The sequence below is a fragment of the Leptolyngbya sp. PCC 6406 genome, assembly GCF_000332095.2.
In the GTDB taxonomy this organism is placed as follows: domain Bacteria; phylum Cyanobacteriota; class Cyanobacteriia; order Phormidesmidales; family Phormidesmidaceae; genus PCC-6406.
The window spans coordinates 615462-634484 of record NZ_KI913949.1; the positions used below are offsets into that span (position 1 = coordinate 615462).

9 protein-coding genes and 1 tRNA gene are annotated in these 19023 nt (G+C 54.8%); 2 read left to right on the plus strand and 8 right to left on the minus strand.

Annotated features, from left to right (window positions below; translation table 11 throughout):
- Window positions 1-103 precede the first annotated feature (103 nt).
- Window positions 104-6013: a hybrid sensor histidine kinase/response regulator gene (locus LEP6406_RS0202855; protein ID WP_027268787.1), complete on the plus strand. Its 5910-nt coding sequence runs from the start codon at window positions 104-106 to the stop codon at window positions 6011-6013.
- A 108-nt stretch (window positions 6014-6121) separates the two neighbouring features.
- On the opposite strand, the gene LEP6406_RS0202860 is transcribed toward LEP6406_RS0202855, so the two are convergent.
- The 4 genes from LEP6406_RS0202860 to LEP6406_RS0202875 form a co-directional block, all read right to left on the minus strand.
- Window positions 6122-6829: a PspA/IM30 family protein gene (locus LEP6406_RS0202860; protein WP_008310272.1), complete on the minus strand. Its 708-nt coding sequence runs from the start codon at window positions 6827-6829 to the stop codon at window positions 6122-6124.
- 65 nt (window positions 6830-6894) lie between these two features.
- Window positions 6895-8166 carry a hypothetical protein gene (locus LEP6406_RS0202865; RefSeq protein WP_008310274.1) on the minus strand — a complete coding sequence of 424 codons (1272 nt, stop codon included), beginning with the start codon at window positions 8164-8166 and terminating at the stop codon, window positions 6895-6897.
- A 240-nt stretch (window positions 8167-8406) separates the two neighbouring features.
- Complete coding sequence (locus LEP6406_RS0202870; RefSeq protein WP_008310276.1) at window positions 8407-9495, minus strand: hybrid sensor histidine kinase/response regulator; 1089 nt, start codon at window positions 9493-9495, stop codon at window positions 8407-8409.
- A gap of 23 nt (window positions 9496-9518) precedes the next feature.
- Complete coding sequence (locus LEP6406_RS0202875; RefSeq protein ID WP_008310279.1) at window positions 9519-12641, minus strand: ATP-binding protein; 3123 nt, start codon at window positions 12639-12641, stop codon at window positions 9519-9521.
- A 301-nt stretch (window positions 12642-12942) separates the two neighbouring features.
- On the opposite strand from LEP6406_RS0202875, the gene LEP6406_RS0202880 reads away from it, so the two are divergent.
- Window positions 12943-13515 carry a DciA family protein gene (locus LEP6406_RS0202880; RefSeq protein WP_008310281.1) on the plus strand — a complete coding sequence of 191 codons (573 nt, stop codon included), beginning with the start codon at window positions 12943-12945 and terminating at the stop codon, window positions 13513-13515.
- A 920-nt stretch (window positions 13516-14435) separates the two neighbouring features.
- Here LEP6406_RS0202880 and LEP6406_RS0202890 read toward each other — a convergent pair.
- From LEP6406_RS0202890 to glyQ, 4 genes are all read right to left on the minus strand, one after another.
- A tRNA-Ser gene (locus LEP6406_RS0202890) sits at window positions 14436-14522 on the minus strand.
- 39 nt (window positions 14523-14561) lie between these two features.
- Window positions 14562-16886 (minus strand): ComEC/Rec2 family competence protein, encoded by a 2325-nt coding sequence (locus tag LEP6406_RS26370; RefSeq protein ID WP_008310285.1) that lies wholly within the window; start codon window positions 16884-16886, stop codon window positions 14562-14564.
- A gap of 214 nt (window positions 16887-17100) precedes the next feature.
- The gene (locus LEP6406_RS0202900) at window positions 17101-17583 is read right to left on the minus strand and encodes a DUF4079 domain-containing protein (RefSeq protein WP_008310287.1); all 483 of its coding nucleotides are present in this window, start codon (window positions 17581-17583) and stop codon (window positions 17101-17103) included.
- A gap of 77 nt (window positions 17584-17660) precedes the next feature.
- A complete protein-coding gene (glyQ, locus tag LEP6406_RS0202905; RefSeq protein WP_008310288.1) occupies window positions 17661-18563 on the minus strand; it encodes a glycine--tRNA ligase subunit alpha in 903 nt (300 codons plus the stop codon).
- Window positions 18564-19023 lie beyond the last annotated feature (460 nt).

The following is a 19023-nucleotide window of genomic DNA, read 5'->3' on the forward strand; positions in this document are numbered from 1 at the left end:
TCTGTTCAGAGAAATCTGGGCTACCGTAACTCAAACAGCGGTCAATCGGGTAAGGCCCCGCCAGCCGTGTTTATTCACCAAGCATGAGGGGGAGTTATCCGCCATGATGCCTGAACAGCAGCAGCGAATCCTGGGATACTTCATTGAGGAAGCGAAGGATCACCTCAATACCATTGAGCAAGGACTGCTGAATTTGCAGGCCACCATCGGCGATTCGGAAATGGTCAACGAGGTCTTCCGTGCCGCCCACTCCATCAAAGGTGGGGCAGCCATGTTGGGCATTGAGAGTGTGCAGCGCACCTCCCACCGCCTAGAAGACTATTTCAAAGTGATTAAGGAATCGCCGATCCGCACCGATCGGACCTTGGAATCCATGTTTCTCCAGGTTTTTGATGGGCTGCAATCCCTGGTGGAGGAGCTCCAAGGCCCCTTTGGGCTGACCGATGAAAAGGCCCAAGAGGTTATGGCGGATATTGAGCCCGTCTTTGGTCAGCTTGAAAAGCACCTCAATACCCTAGTGGCCAATGCGGAGAATGTTGCCCCAGTGGCGGTGCCTACGGCTCCCTCCACGCCTGCTGTAACTGCTCCACCCCATACAGAAGAAAGTGCCCTGAAGCTGGTCTTCCGCAGTGATGTACCAGGCCATCTGCGGGAAATGTTGGGTCTTTTCAAGCAGCCCGACAATGCTACCAGCCGTAGTTCTCTTCAGGCTACCTGTGATGCTCTTTTGCGGATTGGAGAACAGTTTGAACTAGTGCCTTGGTGTGAGCTGGTGCAGGCAGCTCGCAGTGCTGTGGGGAATCCAGAGCAGACCTACCGCACCCTGGCTCCGGTGATTATCAAGGATCTGAAGCAGGGACAAGAGCGGGTGATGGGTGGGCGGGCCAACGACATTACCCCCTCTGCGGCCATGCAAGACTTGTTACCGCCCCCTGCGATGGAGGAGCCCGCCTCCGTCACCACCGACGCTGATCTTGAGGCCCTTCTGGATGACGCCTTGGCGGCTCCAGAGGAAGAATCCGATCTGGCCGCTCTCTTCGCCAGCGATGCGGGGCAAGCGGTGGCGGAACTGGAAGATGCCGAAGACCTCACCTGGTTGGATTCTGCCCCTGCTCCCGAGGATGATCGTGAGAGCGAAGATCTAGATAGGGATTTCACCGATGACTTTGCCGCCGCCTTTGCCGGCGCTGATCTGACCACTCCTACTTCTGAGGAGTCGGTGCTGCCACCGTCGGCATCCCCTGCTCATGGTCCAGAGGTTGGGGCCGCTGAGTTGAATAGTTTGGCGGATTTGTTTGAAGGAGAAACCTGGCAGGAGGATGCGGACACTGGTGAAGAACTAACAGATCGCGATGGTCTTTGGCCGGTCGGAGACCATCGCACTCCCCTGGATATTGACATCCCCAGCGACTTTTCGGATTTGATGCTCTCTGAAGAGGACGACTTTGGTGGCCCCGATGGCGATGATATGGACTCCCAGCAGGAACTAGCCAGCCTGTTTGGGGACACCGCCCTAGAAGGGGGCTACGGCAGCGAAGAAGCAGACTCGATGACCGAAGCTGGGGTTGAGGGAGAAGACTTCAGCGATCTGTTTGGCATCGAAGATGACGTTCCGTTACCTAAGGTGACCGCTGGCGATGACTTAGATGCTCTACTGGAACAGGCCAGTCAAGCCGCCGCCACTACACCGTCCGTAGATCTAGATGCCTTTTTTACTGAACCGGCACTAGATCAGCCTACAACCGCAGATGAAGCCGCTGTTGCGGATGATCTGGGTGATCTCTTTGAGACTGGAGCCACCGATCTGGAGATGGACACCACTGCCGATGATTTCGGCCTGGTTCTAGACTCTGACCCAGATGCCAACGTGGCTGAGGACGATCTTTTCCTAGACTCGGCCCTAGACATGGATGCCTTGGCCGAGATCAAGCCTCCCAGTGACCCTCTTGAACCTGAGTCAGGAGATGGGGATGGAGACTTTGAGGCTGTTTTTGGCGGGGTGGAAGACGGGGCGAGCGAAGATAGCGAAGACTTGGACTTTGGGGGACTCTTCAATGGCGACGCGGCGGCAGCGATTGCTGATGCTAGTCAAGTAGATGGTGGAGAACTTAACTTTGATGACCTTACCTTCTCCCCTGACGAGGATGGTGGTCTCACCAGTGGCCATGATCCCAGTGGCCATGATCAAGATAACCAGGGTTTAGATGATCAGTTTGATGCCTTGTTTGATCCGCCAGGGGACTTTGGCCAGAATGTAGCGATCGCAGATGAAACGGACCTAGGCTGGGATGCCGCCTTCAATCTGGCGAATGATGCGGTAGAAGACGTTGACCCCTCGTTTGATTCTGGAAATGAAGTCTTAGCAGAGGCAGGAGATTTAGACTTCGATCTGGATTTGGACAGATTTAGCACCGATGGTGATGGAGCCGAATCTGCGCCAGCCGTGACTGAACTGGATCTAGACTTGGGGGTGGGTGCTGACCTGTTTGATGTTCCCGAAGCTGAACTCGATCTGGATCTGGCCTCCTCCGAAGTGCCTCCAGAAAATAATGCCGATCTAGATTGGGATCTGGATTTAGATCCCAGTCCTACTTCATCCGTCAATCAAAGGGGGGATCAAGAGATCGAGATCCCGACCCCTGCTGCTTTTGATCTGGCAACAGACCTGGATTTGTCAGGATTGGACGCCGATGATCTGATGGACGACCTATTTGGTGGAGAAGAGATATCCCCTGGAGATTCTGAGGCGGTAGCCGCCGCTACATCAGACCTGGATTTGTCAGGATTGGACGCCGATGATCTGATGGACGACCTATTTGGTGGAGAAGAGATATCCCCTGGAGATTCTGAGGCGGTAGCCGCCGCTACATCTACCGAGGTTTTGGGAGATCTTTGGGGAGATGCTGAAGTCATCCCAGCCCCTCCATCCCCCCCTTCCATGGCCGCAGCCGCCAACATTGGAGCACTGGAAGACCCTTGGTCTACTCAATCAGACGGTGACGAGGATGCCGTTGATGATGCCAGTGCCCTGGATGCCCTGGATAATCTATGGGAAGCAGAACATCCAGCAGCAGCCCCTGTAGCTACTGCTGCTGGAGATGACGAGGATTCCCTATTCGAAGACTTTGCAGACCTCTCCCTCTTGGAGGAGGAATCAGAGGAAGCCACTAGTGCTAATGAGGATCTTGCAGACTTTTTTGGCATAGATGGTGATAGCTCTGCTCAACTCACCGATAGTCCAGGGGAGTCCACCGCCGATCTCATGGATGCTGTCGCCCCCACCGAGGGCAGTCGTCCCACTACCGAGGAGGCAGACCTATCTGACGTTATGGATGATGCCTCTGCCCTGTTCACTGACAATGCAGACGACTTAGGGGATTTAGGTGATCTGGACCTTTTTGGAGAAGAAGCGGCAACAGATGGTGCTGACGAAGTCGCTATCGGTGATGTTCTAGGAGATAGTGCTGATTTCTTGGGGGATATGGACCCCCTGGATGGGGACAGCCTCTTTGGCTTAGAGGAAGACCATGGCACTCCAGAGCCTACGGAATCTCCAGAGACTTCAGAAACCGCTGATCCAGACTTTGAAAATCTGGACTTTTTGCTAGAGGATGAAGCCACTGCTGCCACTGAGGAAGGGTTTGAGGATCTCGATGCCTTACTGGGGGACGAAGATCTCGACTCAGCCACTGCCGAAGCCAATGCTGATGAATCGGAGGAGGGTTTTGATGATTTGGAGGCGATGCTGGCGGAGGATGAGGCTCTAGCTACGGGAGCTGCTGAGGAGTTTGGCGATCTAGACGCGCTTCTTTCAGAGGAGGAAGATTTCCTCAGCGGTGCTGATGGCGATGAGATGGCCTTTGGTGAGTTGGATGCTCTCCTGGATGACGATGGGGATGGCAGTGCAGCCGTTGATGATGAGTTTGGCGATTTAGAAAAGCTCTTGGAGGCCGCCGACAAGTCCCTCGGTGGCTCATCCCCTACTATGCGCGGGGGCAGCGGTGGTGCCCGGATTAACCGCCGAGTAGGGGCTATGGTGGACCAGACCATGCGGGTGTCAGTGAAGCACCTAGATACCCTCAGTAATTTAGTGGGGGAATTGGTGGTCAACCGTAATTCCCTAGAGCAGGATCAGGAACGTCTACGCCAGTTCCTAGATAATCTTCTCTTCCAGGTGCAACAACTTAATGATGTCGGTCAGCGGATGCGGGATCTCTACGAGCGTTCGCTGTTGGAAAGCTCTCTGATTTCCAGCCGCCATGCGTTTCATTCAGGAGGCAGTACAGTTAGCCATCGGGGTGGTAATGAAGAGAATGGCGGTGGTGGCCATGCGACAGGCGCTACCTTTGATGCCTTGGAGATGGACCGTTTCACGGGCTTTCATACTCTTTCCCAGGAAATGATTGAGCTGATTGTGCGGGTGCGGGAGTCGGCCTCTGATATTGGCTATACCGTTGAATCTTCCGACCAGATCACCCGCCAATTCCGGCAAGTTACCACCCAACTCCAAGAGGGTCTGAATAAGGCGCGCATGGTGCCTTTTGCCCAAACCGCTGATCGCCTGCCCCGAGCCGTGCGAGATATCTCTCTCAAGTGTGGTAAGGAGGCAAGGCTGGTAGTGGAAGGACGGGACACCCTGATCGACAAAATGATTCTGGAGCGTCTCTACGATCCCATGACCCATTTGGTCAACAATGCGATTACCCATGGCATTGAGCCCCCGGATGAGCGGGTTGCTGCGGGCAAGACCCGAGAAGGCACCATTACGGTGCGGGCTTTTTACCAGGGGAACCAAACGGTCATTTACATTGCCGACGATGGAGGCGGAATCAACCCCGATATTGTGAAGCAGCAAGCCATCAAGAAGGGGTTGATTACCCAGGCGGAAGCCCGATCTATGTCGGTGTTGGAAACCCATGAGTTGCTGTTCCGCCCTGGTTTTAGCACCCGAGACAAGGCTGATGACTTTGCTGGACGGGGTGTGGGGATGGACGTAGTCCGCACGGCCCTTTCCGAGATTCGCGGGGCTGTGACTATTGATTCTGAAATGGGTAAGGGCACTAGTTTTACCATCCGTCTGCCCCTGACCCTAAGTATTTCCAAGGCTCTGAGTTGTCTTAACAATCAGGCTCGCATTGCCTTTCCTATGGATGGGGTGGAGGATATGTTCGATGTGCCCAAGGAACGGGTGCAAACCAATGATGTAGGCCAGAGTAGTATTCTATGGCGGGACACCAATCTTTCCTTCCAACCGCTTTCGGATCTCTTGCAGTTTAATCGCACCTTGGGTCGAGGCCGAGTCTATGGGGGGACTCAGGATGATGACATGGTGTCCATTGTCGTACTGCGCAGTGCCAACACCCATATTGGTCTCCAGGTGGACCGGGTGTTGGGGGAGCAGGAAATCGTGATCAAACAGCTTGAAGGTCCTGTGCCCAAGCCTGTAGGTATTGCTGGGGCTACGGTGTTGGGGGATGGGCGGGTTATGCCGATTGCCGATGTCTTGGAGTTGATCGATATTGCCCAGGGACGGGTGCGGCGGGAAAGTGGTTCTTCTCTCTGGAGTCAAGATACGGGTGCCCCCGCTACGGAGGCTCTTCCTCTCAAGGCGGAGCCGACGGTTCTCATTGTGGACGACTCGATTACGGTGCGGGAGTTGCTGTCCATGAGTTTCAATAAGGTGGGCTATCGAGTGGAACAGGCCCGCGATGGTCAAGAGGCTTGGGAAAAACTGAGATCGGGTTTGCCCTGTGATTTGGTGTTCTGCGATATTGAGATGCCGAGAATGGACGGCTTAGAGTTGCTGTCACGAATGCAGAAGGATAGCTCCCTCAAGCATGTACCCATTGCAATGCTGACGTCCCGAGGAGCTGATCGTCACCGCCAGATGGCTTTGGATCTGGGGGCTAATGGCTACTTTACTAAGCCTTACCTGGAAGAAGCGTTGCTGGATGCGGCTCAGCGGATGTTGAATGGTGAAGTGCTTTTACACGCTAAGCCAGAGGAAGAGTGACATCCCATTCGGATAACTTTCCTGAACGGGTGTTGTATCAGGGCTTTCTGCGGTGCATTGCTTCGCCCATGCACCCTACGGAACTGTCCAAATTTACCTCTGGGTGTCCTAGGGGGATGGGTTGTCTTGGGAGTCTGTGGGGTTGAGGAGATTGGCTTTCATTGAGGCTAGGGTTGCTTCTACGGAGGCAGTCCCTGTTCCCTCTAGGGCCGCGAAGCGTTGTTCTAGGGTGCTGGACTGGAGGGTCTGGTTTAGATCTGCGATCGCACCCGCCTGGGCCTCCAAGTCCAACACCTTATCCTCCATGCGATCAAAAGCCCCTAGAGCGCTCCCCGGACTGAACTGGCCGATCATTTCATTCAGTCGCTGGGAAGCCTCCGCCGATCGTGCTCGGGCGATATACATATCACGACGGGTTCGGGCATCGGTAATTTTGTGCTCCAGGGCGCGCATGGTGTCCTTGAGGCGTCCCACCACCTCCCCCTGCTGGGTTAGGTGTCCCTCCAAGGTCTTGACCATGTCGAGATAGGATTGCCGCTGGGTCAGCGCCTCGCGGGCACGGTTCTCATCACCATGGCGCAGGGCTAGCTCAGCCCGGTTAAACCATTCCTGGGCCAAAGTCTGGGTCTGGCTACATTGGCGCTCCGTACGCTTTTGAGTTGCGATCGCTTGAGCCACCGACTGCCGCAATTGGATCAAATCCGTCTGCATGTCGGCGACAGCCTGATCCAGCAGCTTTTCTGGATCCTCAACATTTTGGATCCAACTGGTAATATTGGCGCGAATAGTCTGATTGAGGCGATTCCATAGGCCCATGGTTGTCCTTTCCCCATGCAAGTCCCTGCTAGTCACGATAGCAGGGACATTCCTTCACTAGGGATTTAGGGGCGATAAACCTGGGCATTGATGCCCTGACCTTGAAGCGTTTGCGCATGGGCGGCGGCGTCTGCCTCTGAGGAAAAGGAGCCAAGCTGGATCCGCGCCCCCGTTGGGAAGTTTCGCACGTAGGCATCTCCCACGATCTGCCGGGATTCATAGAGGGAGGGGTCGCCTGTGTAGTCCGTCACCACATAGTAATTCTGGCTAGAGGCGGGGGTGGGTGCAGCCGGCGCCGGAGTTGGACTGCTGGATTGCTGAGCTGGGGCAGCAGGGCGGGGGGCGGACTGGGCTGGAGCCTGGGTAGGGCGGGGGGCAGACGCGACGGATGGGGCAGCAGCCTGAGGTCGCTCTGGGCTCACTGGGGGAATTGGGCTTACGGGAGAAACTGCTACCGTGCCAGGGGTAGACGCTGCTGGAGCCAATCCGGTGGACGGGGTGGAGGCTGTATTAGATGGGCGAACTGTGGCTCCGGGCAAGGTGCTCAGGGTACTCAGGTCTAGCCGGGTAAATTCCTGGCGTGACAAATCGGGGCTGAGAGGCTGGAAGGAGCGATTAGGTGAATTTGGTGTCGCTAAGGCCACGGGACTGTCCCCTTCTGTATCGGTCTCTAGGGCGTCACTATTGGCCCAGGGCATCTGGGCAGTCAGGTGGCCAATGGCGGCGGGGTTGACCAGCAGATACCCCAACCCAGCACTAGCGACGAGCAGCAGCAGGATAGCGCCTAGGCCCAGAGGTGTCCCCAGGACGCGATTCCAAAATGGGGAGGATGCTGGAGGCTCTGGGGTCGGATGGAAGGGTGTGTCATAGCCTTGGCCCCCATAGCCTTGGCCCAGGCTCTCTAGCAGCGCTTCAGAGGAGGCCATATAGTCCTGAGGTGCGGCAGAAGGCTGAGGAATGATCGCTCCGACTCCCAGGTTTAGGGGCGGTACCGCAGCCGGGATCGGGGCTGGGGAGCGCTGGAGTCGGGGATTGGGGGGTGGGGGCGGTGGCGTGGGGCGATTGCTTTCCTGGGTGGGGCTGCTAGGCCGTGTGCCCACACTAATTAGGTTGAGGGGCCGCGATGGCCCCTTTGGGCCGGTCTTTGACCATCGCGGTTGGAATACCGAGCGCTCTGTCAGAGAACTCCCCCGGCGTCCCTGGCGATATCGAGCCAGTTCCCGCTCCAGCTGCACATTTAAGCTATTGAGGGCATTTTGGAGAGGCCATGCCAGCACATCATCCAACGCCGTCGGGCGGGGCGAAACAGTGGGCGGGGGGGGCGCTAGGCGATTCATAGTAATACTCTGCTTCTGTCAATTCAGGAAGGATCGTTTTATGACGGGTCAATGCCGGTCTCACCCTGGTAAGTTCAATCCGCACCAGGCATCCTAGAGCGGCACTCATCCCCAGATTCAATTCCCTGGCTTGCGTCTATTTATAGCAGGGGATTCCCAATATGTAGCCCCAGGTAGTAACCAATTCCTGATTTAGCCCTTGCTATATTCCAGGGATTGGCAAGGGAGCTGGATTGGGCCTTAGTCCTTTAGGGCGACTCGCACAATGGTTTGCTGTCCAGGAATGCTTTCGATAATGATTTCTCCGTTGTGAAGTTCCACTAACCGTTTGGCAATGGTGAACCCGAGCCCTGTACCCCGGATGTCTTCACCTTCTAGGACAAACTGTTGGTAAGCCCCCAACTGGGCAATTTCATCGGCGGTCATGCCCTGGCCATAGTCGATGAAATATAGACTCGAAATCCCGTCTCGGTGAGAGCCAAAGATCTTCACCGGAGTGCCGGTGGCGGAAAACTTCAAGGCGTTGTCGATCAATTCTTCACAAACCTTCTTGAGTTTGACCTCGGACATGGGTAGTACTAGGGGCTCAAGGGAAATTTCCAAGTCATCCTCCCGGAGATACTCAGCGGCAATGCGATGGGCAATCTCATTGACTAGGTGATCAGCGTTTGCAGTTTTGGCCTGACGCATCGCTATGGTGGTAGGAGCCTCGGGATCGAGGTGCTCCAGTTGGGAAAACAGCACGATGTTCTGAATCAGATGTGCCACCTGCTGGGCGTTGCGGTGAATGGCCCTGGCGGTTGTGGCTACTTCCTCCGGTGTTGAGGTTGCCGCCTTTTCCGCTAGGGTCGTTGCCAGGGTCAAAATCTCCGTCATCGGCGCTCCCAACTCCCTAGGCAGGGCGGTGCTAATGCTGCTTCTTAAAGCATCAAGTTGTTGCTGGGTATGCTGCTGGGCGGTGTTCTGGGCTCCCAAGCGGGTGTGAATCATGCCCAGCAAATCGCTATGGGTAAAGGGTTTCGTCAGATAATCATCAGCCCCTAAGTCCATGCCACTGCGAAAGTCAGACCTATCCGCCTTAGCGGTGAGGAATACAAAGGGTAGGGTAGCCAAATCTGGGGTCTGACGGACCTGTTTCAGCAGCTCATAGCCATCCAACACGGGCATCATCACGTCACAGATCACGAGGTCAGGGCGAAATTCCAGGATTTGGCGGAGTCCTTCTTCGCCATTCGTGGCGCTATCGACGATAAAATCTTCCGCATTGAGAATATCGATAATACTGTCGCGGACGCCCGCTTCATCTTCGATGATTAGGATCTTAGGCATGATGGATTTCCATAGTAGTGACGCTACGAAACAAGGGTGAGGGGTAACAGTACCGTAAAGGTGGTGCCTGTCCCCGTCTTGCTGACAAAGGAGATGGTACCGTGGTGGGCTTCGACCGCTCGTTTGGCAATGACCAGTCCGAGACCAGTACCCGAGATATTGCCTACATTATTGGCTCGATGAAATGCCTCAAAGAGTTTAGCTTGATCCGCAGCGGGAATACCAATGCCCGTGTCGGTGACTCGAAACAGGGTGTGTTTCTGAGTGCAGTTTAACTCTAGGAGGACAGGGCTATGGTTGGGAGAGTATTTCACCGCATTAGACAACAGGTTAATGAAAATATGACGTAGCAGTTTTTCGTCAGCCAAGACCTGGAATTGATCTCCAGTGCAGACCAGCTCAATCCTGGAAACTGGGGAGGACTGAGCGAATTGGATTTCATCCATGAGCCCCAGGCAAAATCCTTTGAGGTCTATGGGCTGGGGGGAGCAGGCCAGTCGTTTGGCTTCGGCCTTGCCCACCGTTAGTACATCATTGAGGAGGCCAATGACGTGGTGTACAGAGTCTTGAATCCGTTGCAGGACTTGCCGCTGCTTGTCTTCAGAAAACTTATGGCGATACCGTTCTAGGCTTTCAGCGGATGCCAGAATTGTGGTTAAAGGTGTCCGAAATTCATGGGAAGCCATGGAAATAAAGCGAGTTTTTAGCTCATTCAGTTCCTTCTCCTTGGTGAGGGCTTTACGGATATCAATCTCTACCTGTTTCCGCTCTGTAATATCGCGGGTAATGCCACGATAGCCCTGTAACTCTCCTTTGAGACCGAAAATTGGAGAGCCGCTGATTTCTAGGACGATAGTTTCGCCACTGGCACGTCGGCAGGTTGCTTCTAGTTGGGTGAAGGACTCTTGGTTCTGAATAATATGATTCAGGATGGTGCTAAATCGTATGGCTTTATCCTCTGTCATAAAGTCAGTAAATCCCCTATGGAGAATTGCTTCAGGGATATAACCGATGATTTCGGTGGCCCTGGGATTGATATAGACAAACTTTAACTGTTGATCGAGCTCCCAAACCCAGTCATTTGTTTGCTCCACCAAGCTCCGGAAGCGAGTTTCACTTTCTTGCAGGGCTGATTTGACCTGTTCACGTTCACTAATATCCAGGCCAACAAAGACGGCTGCGCTTCCTTGTTCATACTTTTGAGCTACAAGTAAATAGTGACGAAAAGTGTCGTGGACCGTCATTTTGATTTCTTCGACGGCGGTATCCATAGGACGGTCAAAAAAGTTGCTGACAAATTGACTGAAGGGGGAATCTGGGAACAGGAAACCGATGGACTGACCCATGAAATTCTTGGGAATCTGTTGAAAGGTGGTCGCAAGCTGACGATTACAGCCGAGATAGATTCCTTCGGCGCTGATCCAGGACACCATGCCGGGAACCGCATCTAGTACCGCCTGAAGTTGGTTGTTAGTGGTGGCTAGGGCCTGTTCTGCCTCGCTACGGTGGACAATTTCCTGTCGCAGTTGATCTGTCACTTGCCGCCAAGAGGCGGTGCGAATTTCCACCTGTTGTTCTAGGTCGTCATTGAGACATTTGAGGTGGGCTTCGAGCTGTTTGCGGGCTTCTAGATCGGTTTGAAGCTGCTGATACAAAAGCGATTGGCGAATAGCGATCGCGACTGAGCGGACCAGTTGCTCTAGGAGGCGAATTTCCCAATCACGCCAGCGCCGAGACTGGCTGCATTGGTTGACCACGAGCAGCCCCCAAAGTTGGCGATCGTCGGTCCCTAGGGTGGTAGGGCTACCGCAGACGATGGGCACGACGAGATTGGCCCGGATCTGGAACTGGGCCAACATTTCTTGATGACAGGGGCTGAGCCCTGCCCGCTGAATATCTTCTACAGCCTGGATGTGTCCGTAGCGATATGCCTCTGCCCAGTGTTTGGTAAAGCAACTGTCTTGAACAGTTTCGCCCAAGAGGGACTGCCAGGGGGCGCTGACGGATTCGACTACAATGCTGCCGCTATCGTAGCTATTCAACTGGTAAATAATGGCACGGTCCGCCTGGAGAAGTTGCCGCACCTCGGAGACGGTGGTGGAGAGAATGTCTTGCAGATTGAGGGATTCGTGAATGCGCTGGGTCAGGGTGGTGAGGATGCGATCGCACTTAGCCTGCTCCTCTAATTGATCGGTGCGCAGTTGCATCAACCGTTCCAGTTCAGCATTGTGGGTTTTACAATGTTCTGCCTGTTCCGTATCAGACTGGCGAAACAGGTGCCAGAGGTGGTTAAAAGAGGCCCGCAACTCCTTGGCATCTAGGGTGTTAAGGATATCGGTTTGGTTGATCATCCCCAGTAATTGATTCTGGGCATCTACCACCGGTAAACAGGGTAAGCACCGCTGGCGCATTTCCTTGTAGGCTAACCAGAGAGAATCGGTGGGCTGGAGGCAAAACTTGACCTCTCGCATCATCGTCTGGGCAGCAAGTTGGGTTAAATCCAGTTGACGGCCCTGAAACCGGACTACATCCTGACGGAATACTAACCCAATGGGTACGCGCCCCCCCTCCGGGGCGGTATCATCCACGATTACAGCCCCGCTGACTTGGTATTCCGCGAGCAGGTTAGCCACATGGCTGGCGGAGTCGGTGGGCTGGGCCATAGTCAACCGTTGGGTCATTAGGGATTGCACAGGCTGTAATTTCAGGGCATGGGGCGGCGTCAGAGTTTGCTGGAGCGAGTTGGCCGTAATCACCCCTAGGGGCCGCCCGTCCTCGTCCACCACGGGGATATGGTGAATTTGGCGTTGACGCATCAGTCCCAATACCTCCAAGGCATCCAAGTTCTTGCTCCCAGACAGGACAGTCAAGGAGTTGGTCATGCCCTCGGAGATAGGGGTGTCTAGGGGAACTTGGCGAGCAATCAGACGCACAATATCTCGCTCGGTGACCAAACCGACAAGAATGTCTCCTTGTAAAATCAAAGCGCAAGTCTGGCTATCGATCTGTTCGCATCCGAGGGACTGAATCACCTCTAGTAGGGAGGTATTCTGCTGGACTTGGATCCCTCCGGTCTCGATTAAGGATATGAGGAGGGCCGGGGCTAAGGCGGGTGCGTTATCTTCCACGGAGGGTAGGTCTGTCATAGCCTTAGCCGATAGGTGAAGGATTAGGATGAGGGAGAAGGACGGAAATTCAAGGATCTAGGGCTGCTCCGTCTATTCCTAAAGGTACCCATGGACCTCTAGCCTTTAGCGAATGGGTGTGTAACATTTGGCATCGCTGCTGATGGAGCCTTGAGAGTATTCCAGCTAAAAAATCATCCCGTGGGTTGATTAAGCCTATTGCCCTAGGGGGTTGTGTCCCTAGATCGTTGAGAAAAATGCTGGACAAGTCCTTAGCTGGAACCTTCGTATACCGAGTTTTGCTATTAAGCTTTGATGGAAGATGCAATCGATTCAGTACCTTATGGGGCAGCTAGAGCGAAGCCCTGAATGGCACGCCCAGGCCCAGTTTCGGAAAATTCTAGCGGTTTGGCCCCAAGTAGTGGGGCCAGCGGTCAGCCAACATAGCCGACCCACGGGAATACGTCAGGGGATCCTCCAGGTAGCGGTGTCTAGTGCGGCTTGGTCCCAGACCCTAACCCTGGAGCGGCGATTCATTTTGCAAAAGCTGCACCCCCATCTGTTGAATACCGATGGGGTTTCGGACTTACGCTTTAGTCCCGGACGCTGGGCGTCCTTTCCCCAGGGCACCCCGCTGTCTTCGAGGGAATCTGGTCCTTTTCCAGCGGGTACTTCCCTTGCCCCCATGTCCCAACGGGAGCGTCCTGCCACGGCTGATGCGGCCTTTCACGATTGGTCGCAGCGACTGCGATCGCAGCAAGCCCATCAACCAGTCTGTCCCCAGTGCCATTGTCCCTGTCCAGCAGTAGAGTTACAGCGCTGGGCCGTCTGTGCACTGTGTGCCACCCAACAATGGCAGCATCAAAGTGCTGGACGTTACGATCCCCGGACCTGAGGCCACCGTAATCCCACAACCACAGGCAGCAGACGTGATCAGAAATGGACGCATTCCGTTGCTGGGGGAGCAGCGTTGGGAAACCGTTCTCCCCAATCCTCGATACGCCCCGATCGCGAACCATCACGATACACAATGTGCAGTCTAGTGGAGATTACAAAAGTTAAGGATTTACAACTGTGGATGCTCCAAGCCAAAGATCTCTTAATCGGAAACATCCATATCCAGTCTTCCCAAGAAATCCCTGGGCTAAGGGCGGATTTGTATTTCTTTACCAGAAATCAGGAATCGATCCCTATCTTGATTCAAGAGTTTTCTATAGCGTTTTCCTACTTAACAGTAGCGTATAACTTTTTAACGCAATTCCAAAGAAAATCTAAAGTTTGAAAAAACCTTGGGATCGGAGTCGAATGCCGCTGCCATTAAGGGTTACGTTCATTTTACTTTTGGGAAAGATAAGGGGAATAGGGTTGACAATGAAAGGTATCTGAATATATTTGGATTGCCATAATGGACGCAACTCAATTGGGCCTTTCGAGCTGTCGATGCTGCCGTAATTACACTCCGGAAGGTCGGCGAGGCGGTCATTGCAGCCAACTGAATGTGCCTGTTCAAGGTAATTGGAAACCCTGCCCTCTGGCCGTTCCTGTATTTTTAAGTCCCTTACCTAGCCTTGAAACCCTACCCCTTTGGACAGAGGAACTGGTCCTCCTAGAGCAGCAATCCCCACTACCTTTGGCATCGGAGTTAGCCGTCTTAGAATATTCTCACTAAGGAACCGGTGGTCTAGTCCACGGATCCATGAGCCTATGGGCCAAGATAGGGGCATAGCATTGCTATGCCCCTATCTTGAGTTGACAGCGACTCCCCAAAGTAGTGATTCCTTGGGGAGAAGGGTTTTGAGCCCCAGTCTGCCCTAACGGAGAGGGAGGGATTCGAACCCTCGGAAGGTATGACCCTTCAACAGATTTCGAGTCTGCCGCATTCAACCGCTCTGCCACCTCTCCCGGTTGTGTGGCTATTTTAACGCCTGACGGTAGCGACCGTTAATCCAGCAATTGGGGACGGTGGAATTGTTGTTGATAGTTCCGGAAGCCTGTCGAGCGGGTCCATGAGATTGCACCATCGCGCTCGGTCCAGTGCACCTGAATTCCCCTTTGTCGGAGTTGATTTTCCAAGGATTCTGGCAAGAACCTGCCATAGCAGAGGGCCACGGTGGGTTGAATGGCGGTCAGCAGGGACTCGCTGAGGTCATTGCCGGGCCAGATCAGGACTGAACTGGGCAAGACCGATGCGGCCCCTTGGGCCAGATAATTCTGGGTGTCGAGATCTAAGGTCGGTAAAAACAGCCATTCGTGCTGGGCGGCTGTGAGACGAAAGATAGGATTCTCCGTGCCCAGAAATTGTAGGTTCAGGTTGGCGATGGGGGTGCTGTTGCCGATGCTGAGAGGATGGTACTGTCCTGAAAAGTTGGACAGGGGGCTGTTGGGGACAGGACTATAGAAATTCTGAATGGAGGTGCTGGTCAGTAGGGTAGTCCAACCCGGCACCGGAGAGTTGGCGGTGTCGCTGGCATCTTGGGTGTTAGGGATGGCAGGTGCGATCGCGGCATCAATCCGATTCATACCCCCCTGCTTCAGGAAGGGCAGCGTGGTATAAAATGCCGTCTGGTCATCGCCAGTACTGATGACTGCGGTGTGACCTCGGTGCTGCTGGACCCACAGTAGATTGCCGCCCGCTGCCAGAAGCGTGATACGGGTTTGGGTTAGGTTTGGCCCCCAGATTGGCCCCAGAGTTAGCAGCAGCAGCCCCAAAGCAACCCAGCCGGGACGCTTCTGTAGGGGGGGATAACGCCAAGCCAAGATCATCAGCCCATAGAGGATAACCAGTTGCCAGAGGGCCAGTTGGCCCACTGCGATCGCACTGCCGGGAATCCGTTGACTGCCTTGGGCTAAAGCTAATAGGAGTTGCACAGGATAGATCAGAGGCCAAGCCACCAAGCTTCCTAATGCGGGGGAAATCAACGCGATCGCCCCACTGACCATGCCCCCCAGACTGATTACCATTACCAAGGGCGTAGTCAGGGCGCTGAGCCCAACACTCACCAGTGATAGCGTATTGAAATGGAAGAGCAACAGCGGAATCACCCATAGGGTTGCCGCTGTCGGTACCGCTAATAGCCCCGCTATAGGGATCGGCAGCCAGTCCAGCCGCTGCATCAGGGCCGGTACCGTGACAATGAGGCCAAAGGTCGCCGCCACACTCAGTTGAAAGCCAATATCCCCAATCCAAGTGGGGTTCCAAAGCAGCATGACCGTGATTGCCACTAGCAACGCCCCCAAGGGATTCACCTTGCGATCGCTGGCCATGCCACTCAGAGCTGCTGCCCCCATCAGGGCTGCCCGAATGACGCTGGCTTGGGGGCCAGTCAGGGTGATATAGCCCAGCAAAATCAGACCCCCGAGCCCCACCCGTAGGCGAGTAGACTGCGATCGTGCCAAAGTCAGCACTGTCCCCAGCAGTAACGACACATGGAAGCCCGACGCCGCTACCGTATGGGCCAGTCCCACCTGGGTAAATAAATCCTGAATCGTAAAGGGCAAATCCACCGCCCGTCGCCCCAAGGCCATGGCACTCACCACCTGTCCCCAGGGACTGCCCAATGCCTCAACATGGCTGCGGACAATGCGTTGACGCAATTGCCATAGCCCCCAAGGCGGCGGTTCCAACGCCGTCACTTCCCTGGCTACAAAGCCACTAAAGGTGTGGCGCTGGGCCAAATGCTGCCGAAAATCAAAGCTATTGGGATTCAGAGCTGCCTGGGGTATATAGAGTTCTCCCTGTACCCGCAGCCGTTGTCCCTGATGCAACCCCGTCACTTGTAGAAGAGGAGCCGTCACATAGCTTCGTCCTCCCACAGGTACCTGGAACGTGACCTCCCCCGCCTCATCGAGGACCTGGAGGTGTTCTACCCCCATTAAAAAACGCCCCTTCAAGCGCCGATTAATCTGGGGATCTGCACTGACAATACGCCCTTCCAATACCTGGGTTGAGCCAATCGTCGCGACTCGATTCAGCAGATGGCTAATGTCCATTCGCCCTGGAACCGGAGTACGCCAAGCCAGATGCACCGCCGCCAATGCCGCCACCAGCCCCGCCACCAACCACAGGGTTGGTCTAGGGCCGCGCCGCCACCAGCGGGCAATTCCGATTGCTCCTAGGCTGCCTCCCAGCAAAAACAGCCCGCTGACTATAGGGATCGGCACCCCAGCAACGGTGAAGGGTATCGCCCATTCTCCCAAGGGCAAGCCGTAGAGCAACAACCCTGAAATATAGGCGAGACAAAGGATGACGCCACTTTTGGGAGCCATAGGACAGAGAAAATTGGTAGATGCATCTCCCTAGGGCCTGTGGACAATTAACGGAGAAATGCTTGCGGGGCAGGCATGACCACGCTCGCCCTACTGAATTGGGCTAGGGGCTGTAACCGCCCCATAACCAGGGATCTGGCTTTGATTGTCCACAGCCCCTAGCATCCCTAATTTACTGCCGTCATCATCGCTGTCAACCGATCCCTAACAAATCCTATAAAGAGAGACCCAGCCTCAATCCCAAAGCCGCATGGATGAACAACAGCACCATAGCAGCACTGCCAATGTAGGCATGGGTGCTCCGTAAGACCGCCTTGCCGCCCCCAAACTTGGTCCCCGAGATCACCCCATTCAGCCCCAGGATCCCCACCGCAGCAGATCCGGTCCAAAAGTGTGGGCTTTCGAGGATAGATTGTCCCTGCATTACCAGAGATAAAATCCCCCCCGTGTAGCCGAGGGTAATAAAGAGGAACATCAGCGGAGCTAACTTCTTGTGATCGGTCCAAGCTTTGGTCTTAACCTCAGCATCCTGAGCCGTCCGGCCCCGCCAGCCCGCCCAAGCGGTGTAGCTTCCCATGACAAAAATAACAATACCCATCATCGCTGGATGCCCCCAATGGACGATGGGCTCCGGCGTTCCAAACTGGGCAAACCAGTCTGCAATCGGTTCCAAGAATTCCGTAAGCTGCGATGCCATCGTGATCTCCTCCCGTCAGCGTCAAAGAAGTTGAGGCAATAGGCTCAACATTCCTTAAAGTGCCACATCCCACGGGATTACGCAGCCGCCTCCTGAGCCGCCTTCAGCAACGGGAAACCCAGAGCCTCCCGTTGTTCCAAATAAAGCTGGGCCACCCGTCGTGCCAGCCCCCGTACCTGACGGATATAGCGGGTACGTTCCGTCACCGAAATCACTCCCCGCGCATCCAGCAAATTAAAGGCGTGGGAGCACTTCAGCACATAGTCATAGCTGGGCAGCACTAGCCCCCGATCCATGAGCTGTTCCGCCTCAGCTTGATACAAGTTGAAGAGGCCGAACAGCATCTCAGCATTAGAAGCGTCGAAATTATAGGTGGACTGCTCGATCTCCCCCTGCATGTGCACGTCCCCATAGGTAATGTGATCATTCCACTGGATTTTTGCGATCGCATCCACCTCTTGCAGGTACATCGTCAGCCGCTCCAACCCATAGGTCAGCTCAATGGACACCGGATGACAGTCAATCCCCCCACATTGCTGGAAGTAGGTGAACTGGGTAATCTCCATCCCATCCAGCCACACCTCCCAGCCCACACCCCAGGCTCCCACTGCCGCATCTTCCCAGTTATCCTCCACAAACCGGATGTCATGGTCCTCCGGTTTGATCCCCAGCGCCCGCAGAGACTCCAGATACACATCCTGAATATTGCTCGGAGAAGGCTTAATCAACACTTGGTACTGGTAATAGTGCTGATATCGGTTGGGATTCTCGCCATAGCGACCATCAGCAGGGCGGCGACAGGGCTCCACATAGGCCACCGACCAAGGTTCCGGCCCGATCGCCCTGAGAAATGTATGGGGACTCTTCGTACCCGCCCCCTTCTCCGTGTCATAGGGCTGCACAATCAAACATCCCTGATTGCTCCAGAACCCATGCAGCGTCGCAATCACCGATTGAAAATTCACAGAACCACTCCCCATAGCTTATCCAGGCAATCTAGACCCATGGCATAGACGGCTGTCGTCACCGCAGGCCCAGCCCTATTCTCTCCCACCAGAGCCCATCCCAGAGAGAACTGTAGCCAGCCCTGCTGAGGTTAAGGACCTGGTCTGAAAAGCAGCGTCGTTGTTGGTCTGGCCAATCGTGAGGACGTGAGTAGATCTCCCTTCCGTTAGCTAGACGCTCACCCTAAAGCTATGAACAGAGCTTAGGGATCTACGGGCACGTTATTTTCCTGCAAGTCCCTCAGTTAGGCCGATCTACGAAAAAGTTTTCTTCGCCCCTGCATCTTCCATGCTCCTGCCGAGACGCTGAAACGCTTACGGCGCGCCAGACAGAGCCCCAGGAATTTTTTCCTGGAAAAGGGTTGACGCAATCGGGAGATAGGGGTTACATTAGTAAAGCGCTGAGGGAGGAACGGGTTGCGACCTGAACTTCTTG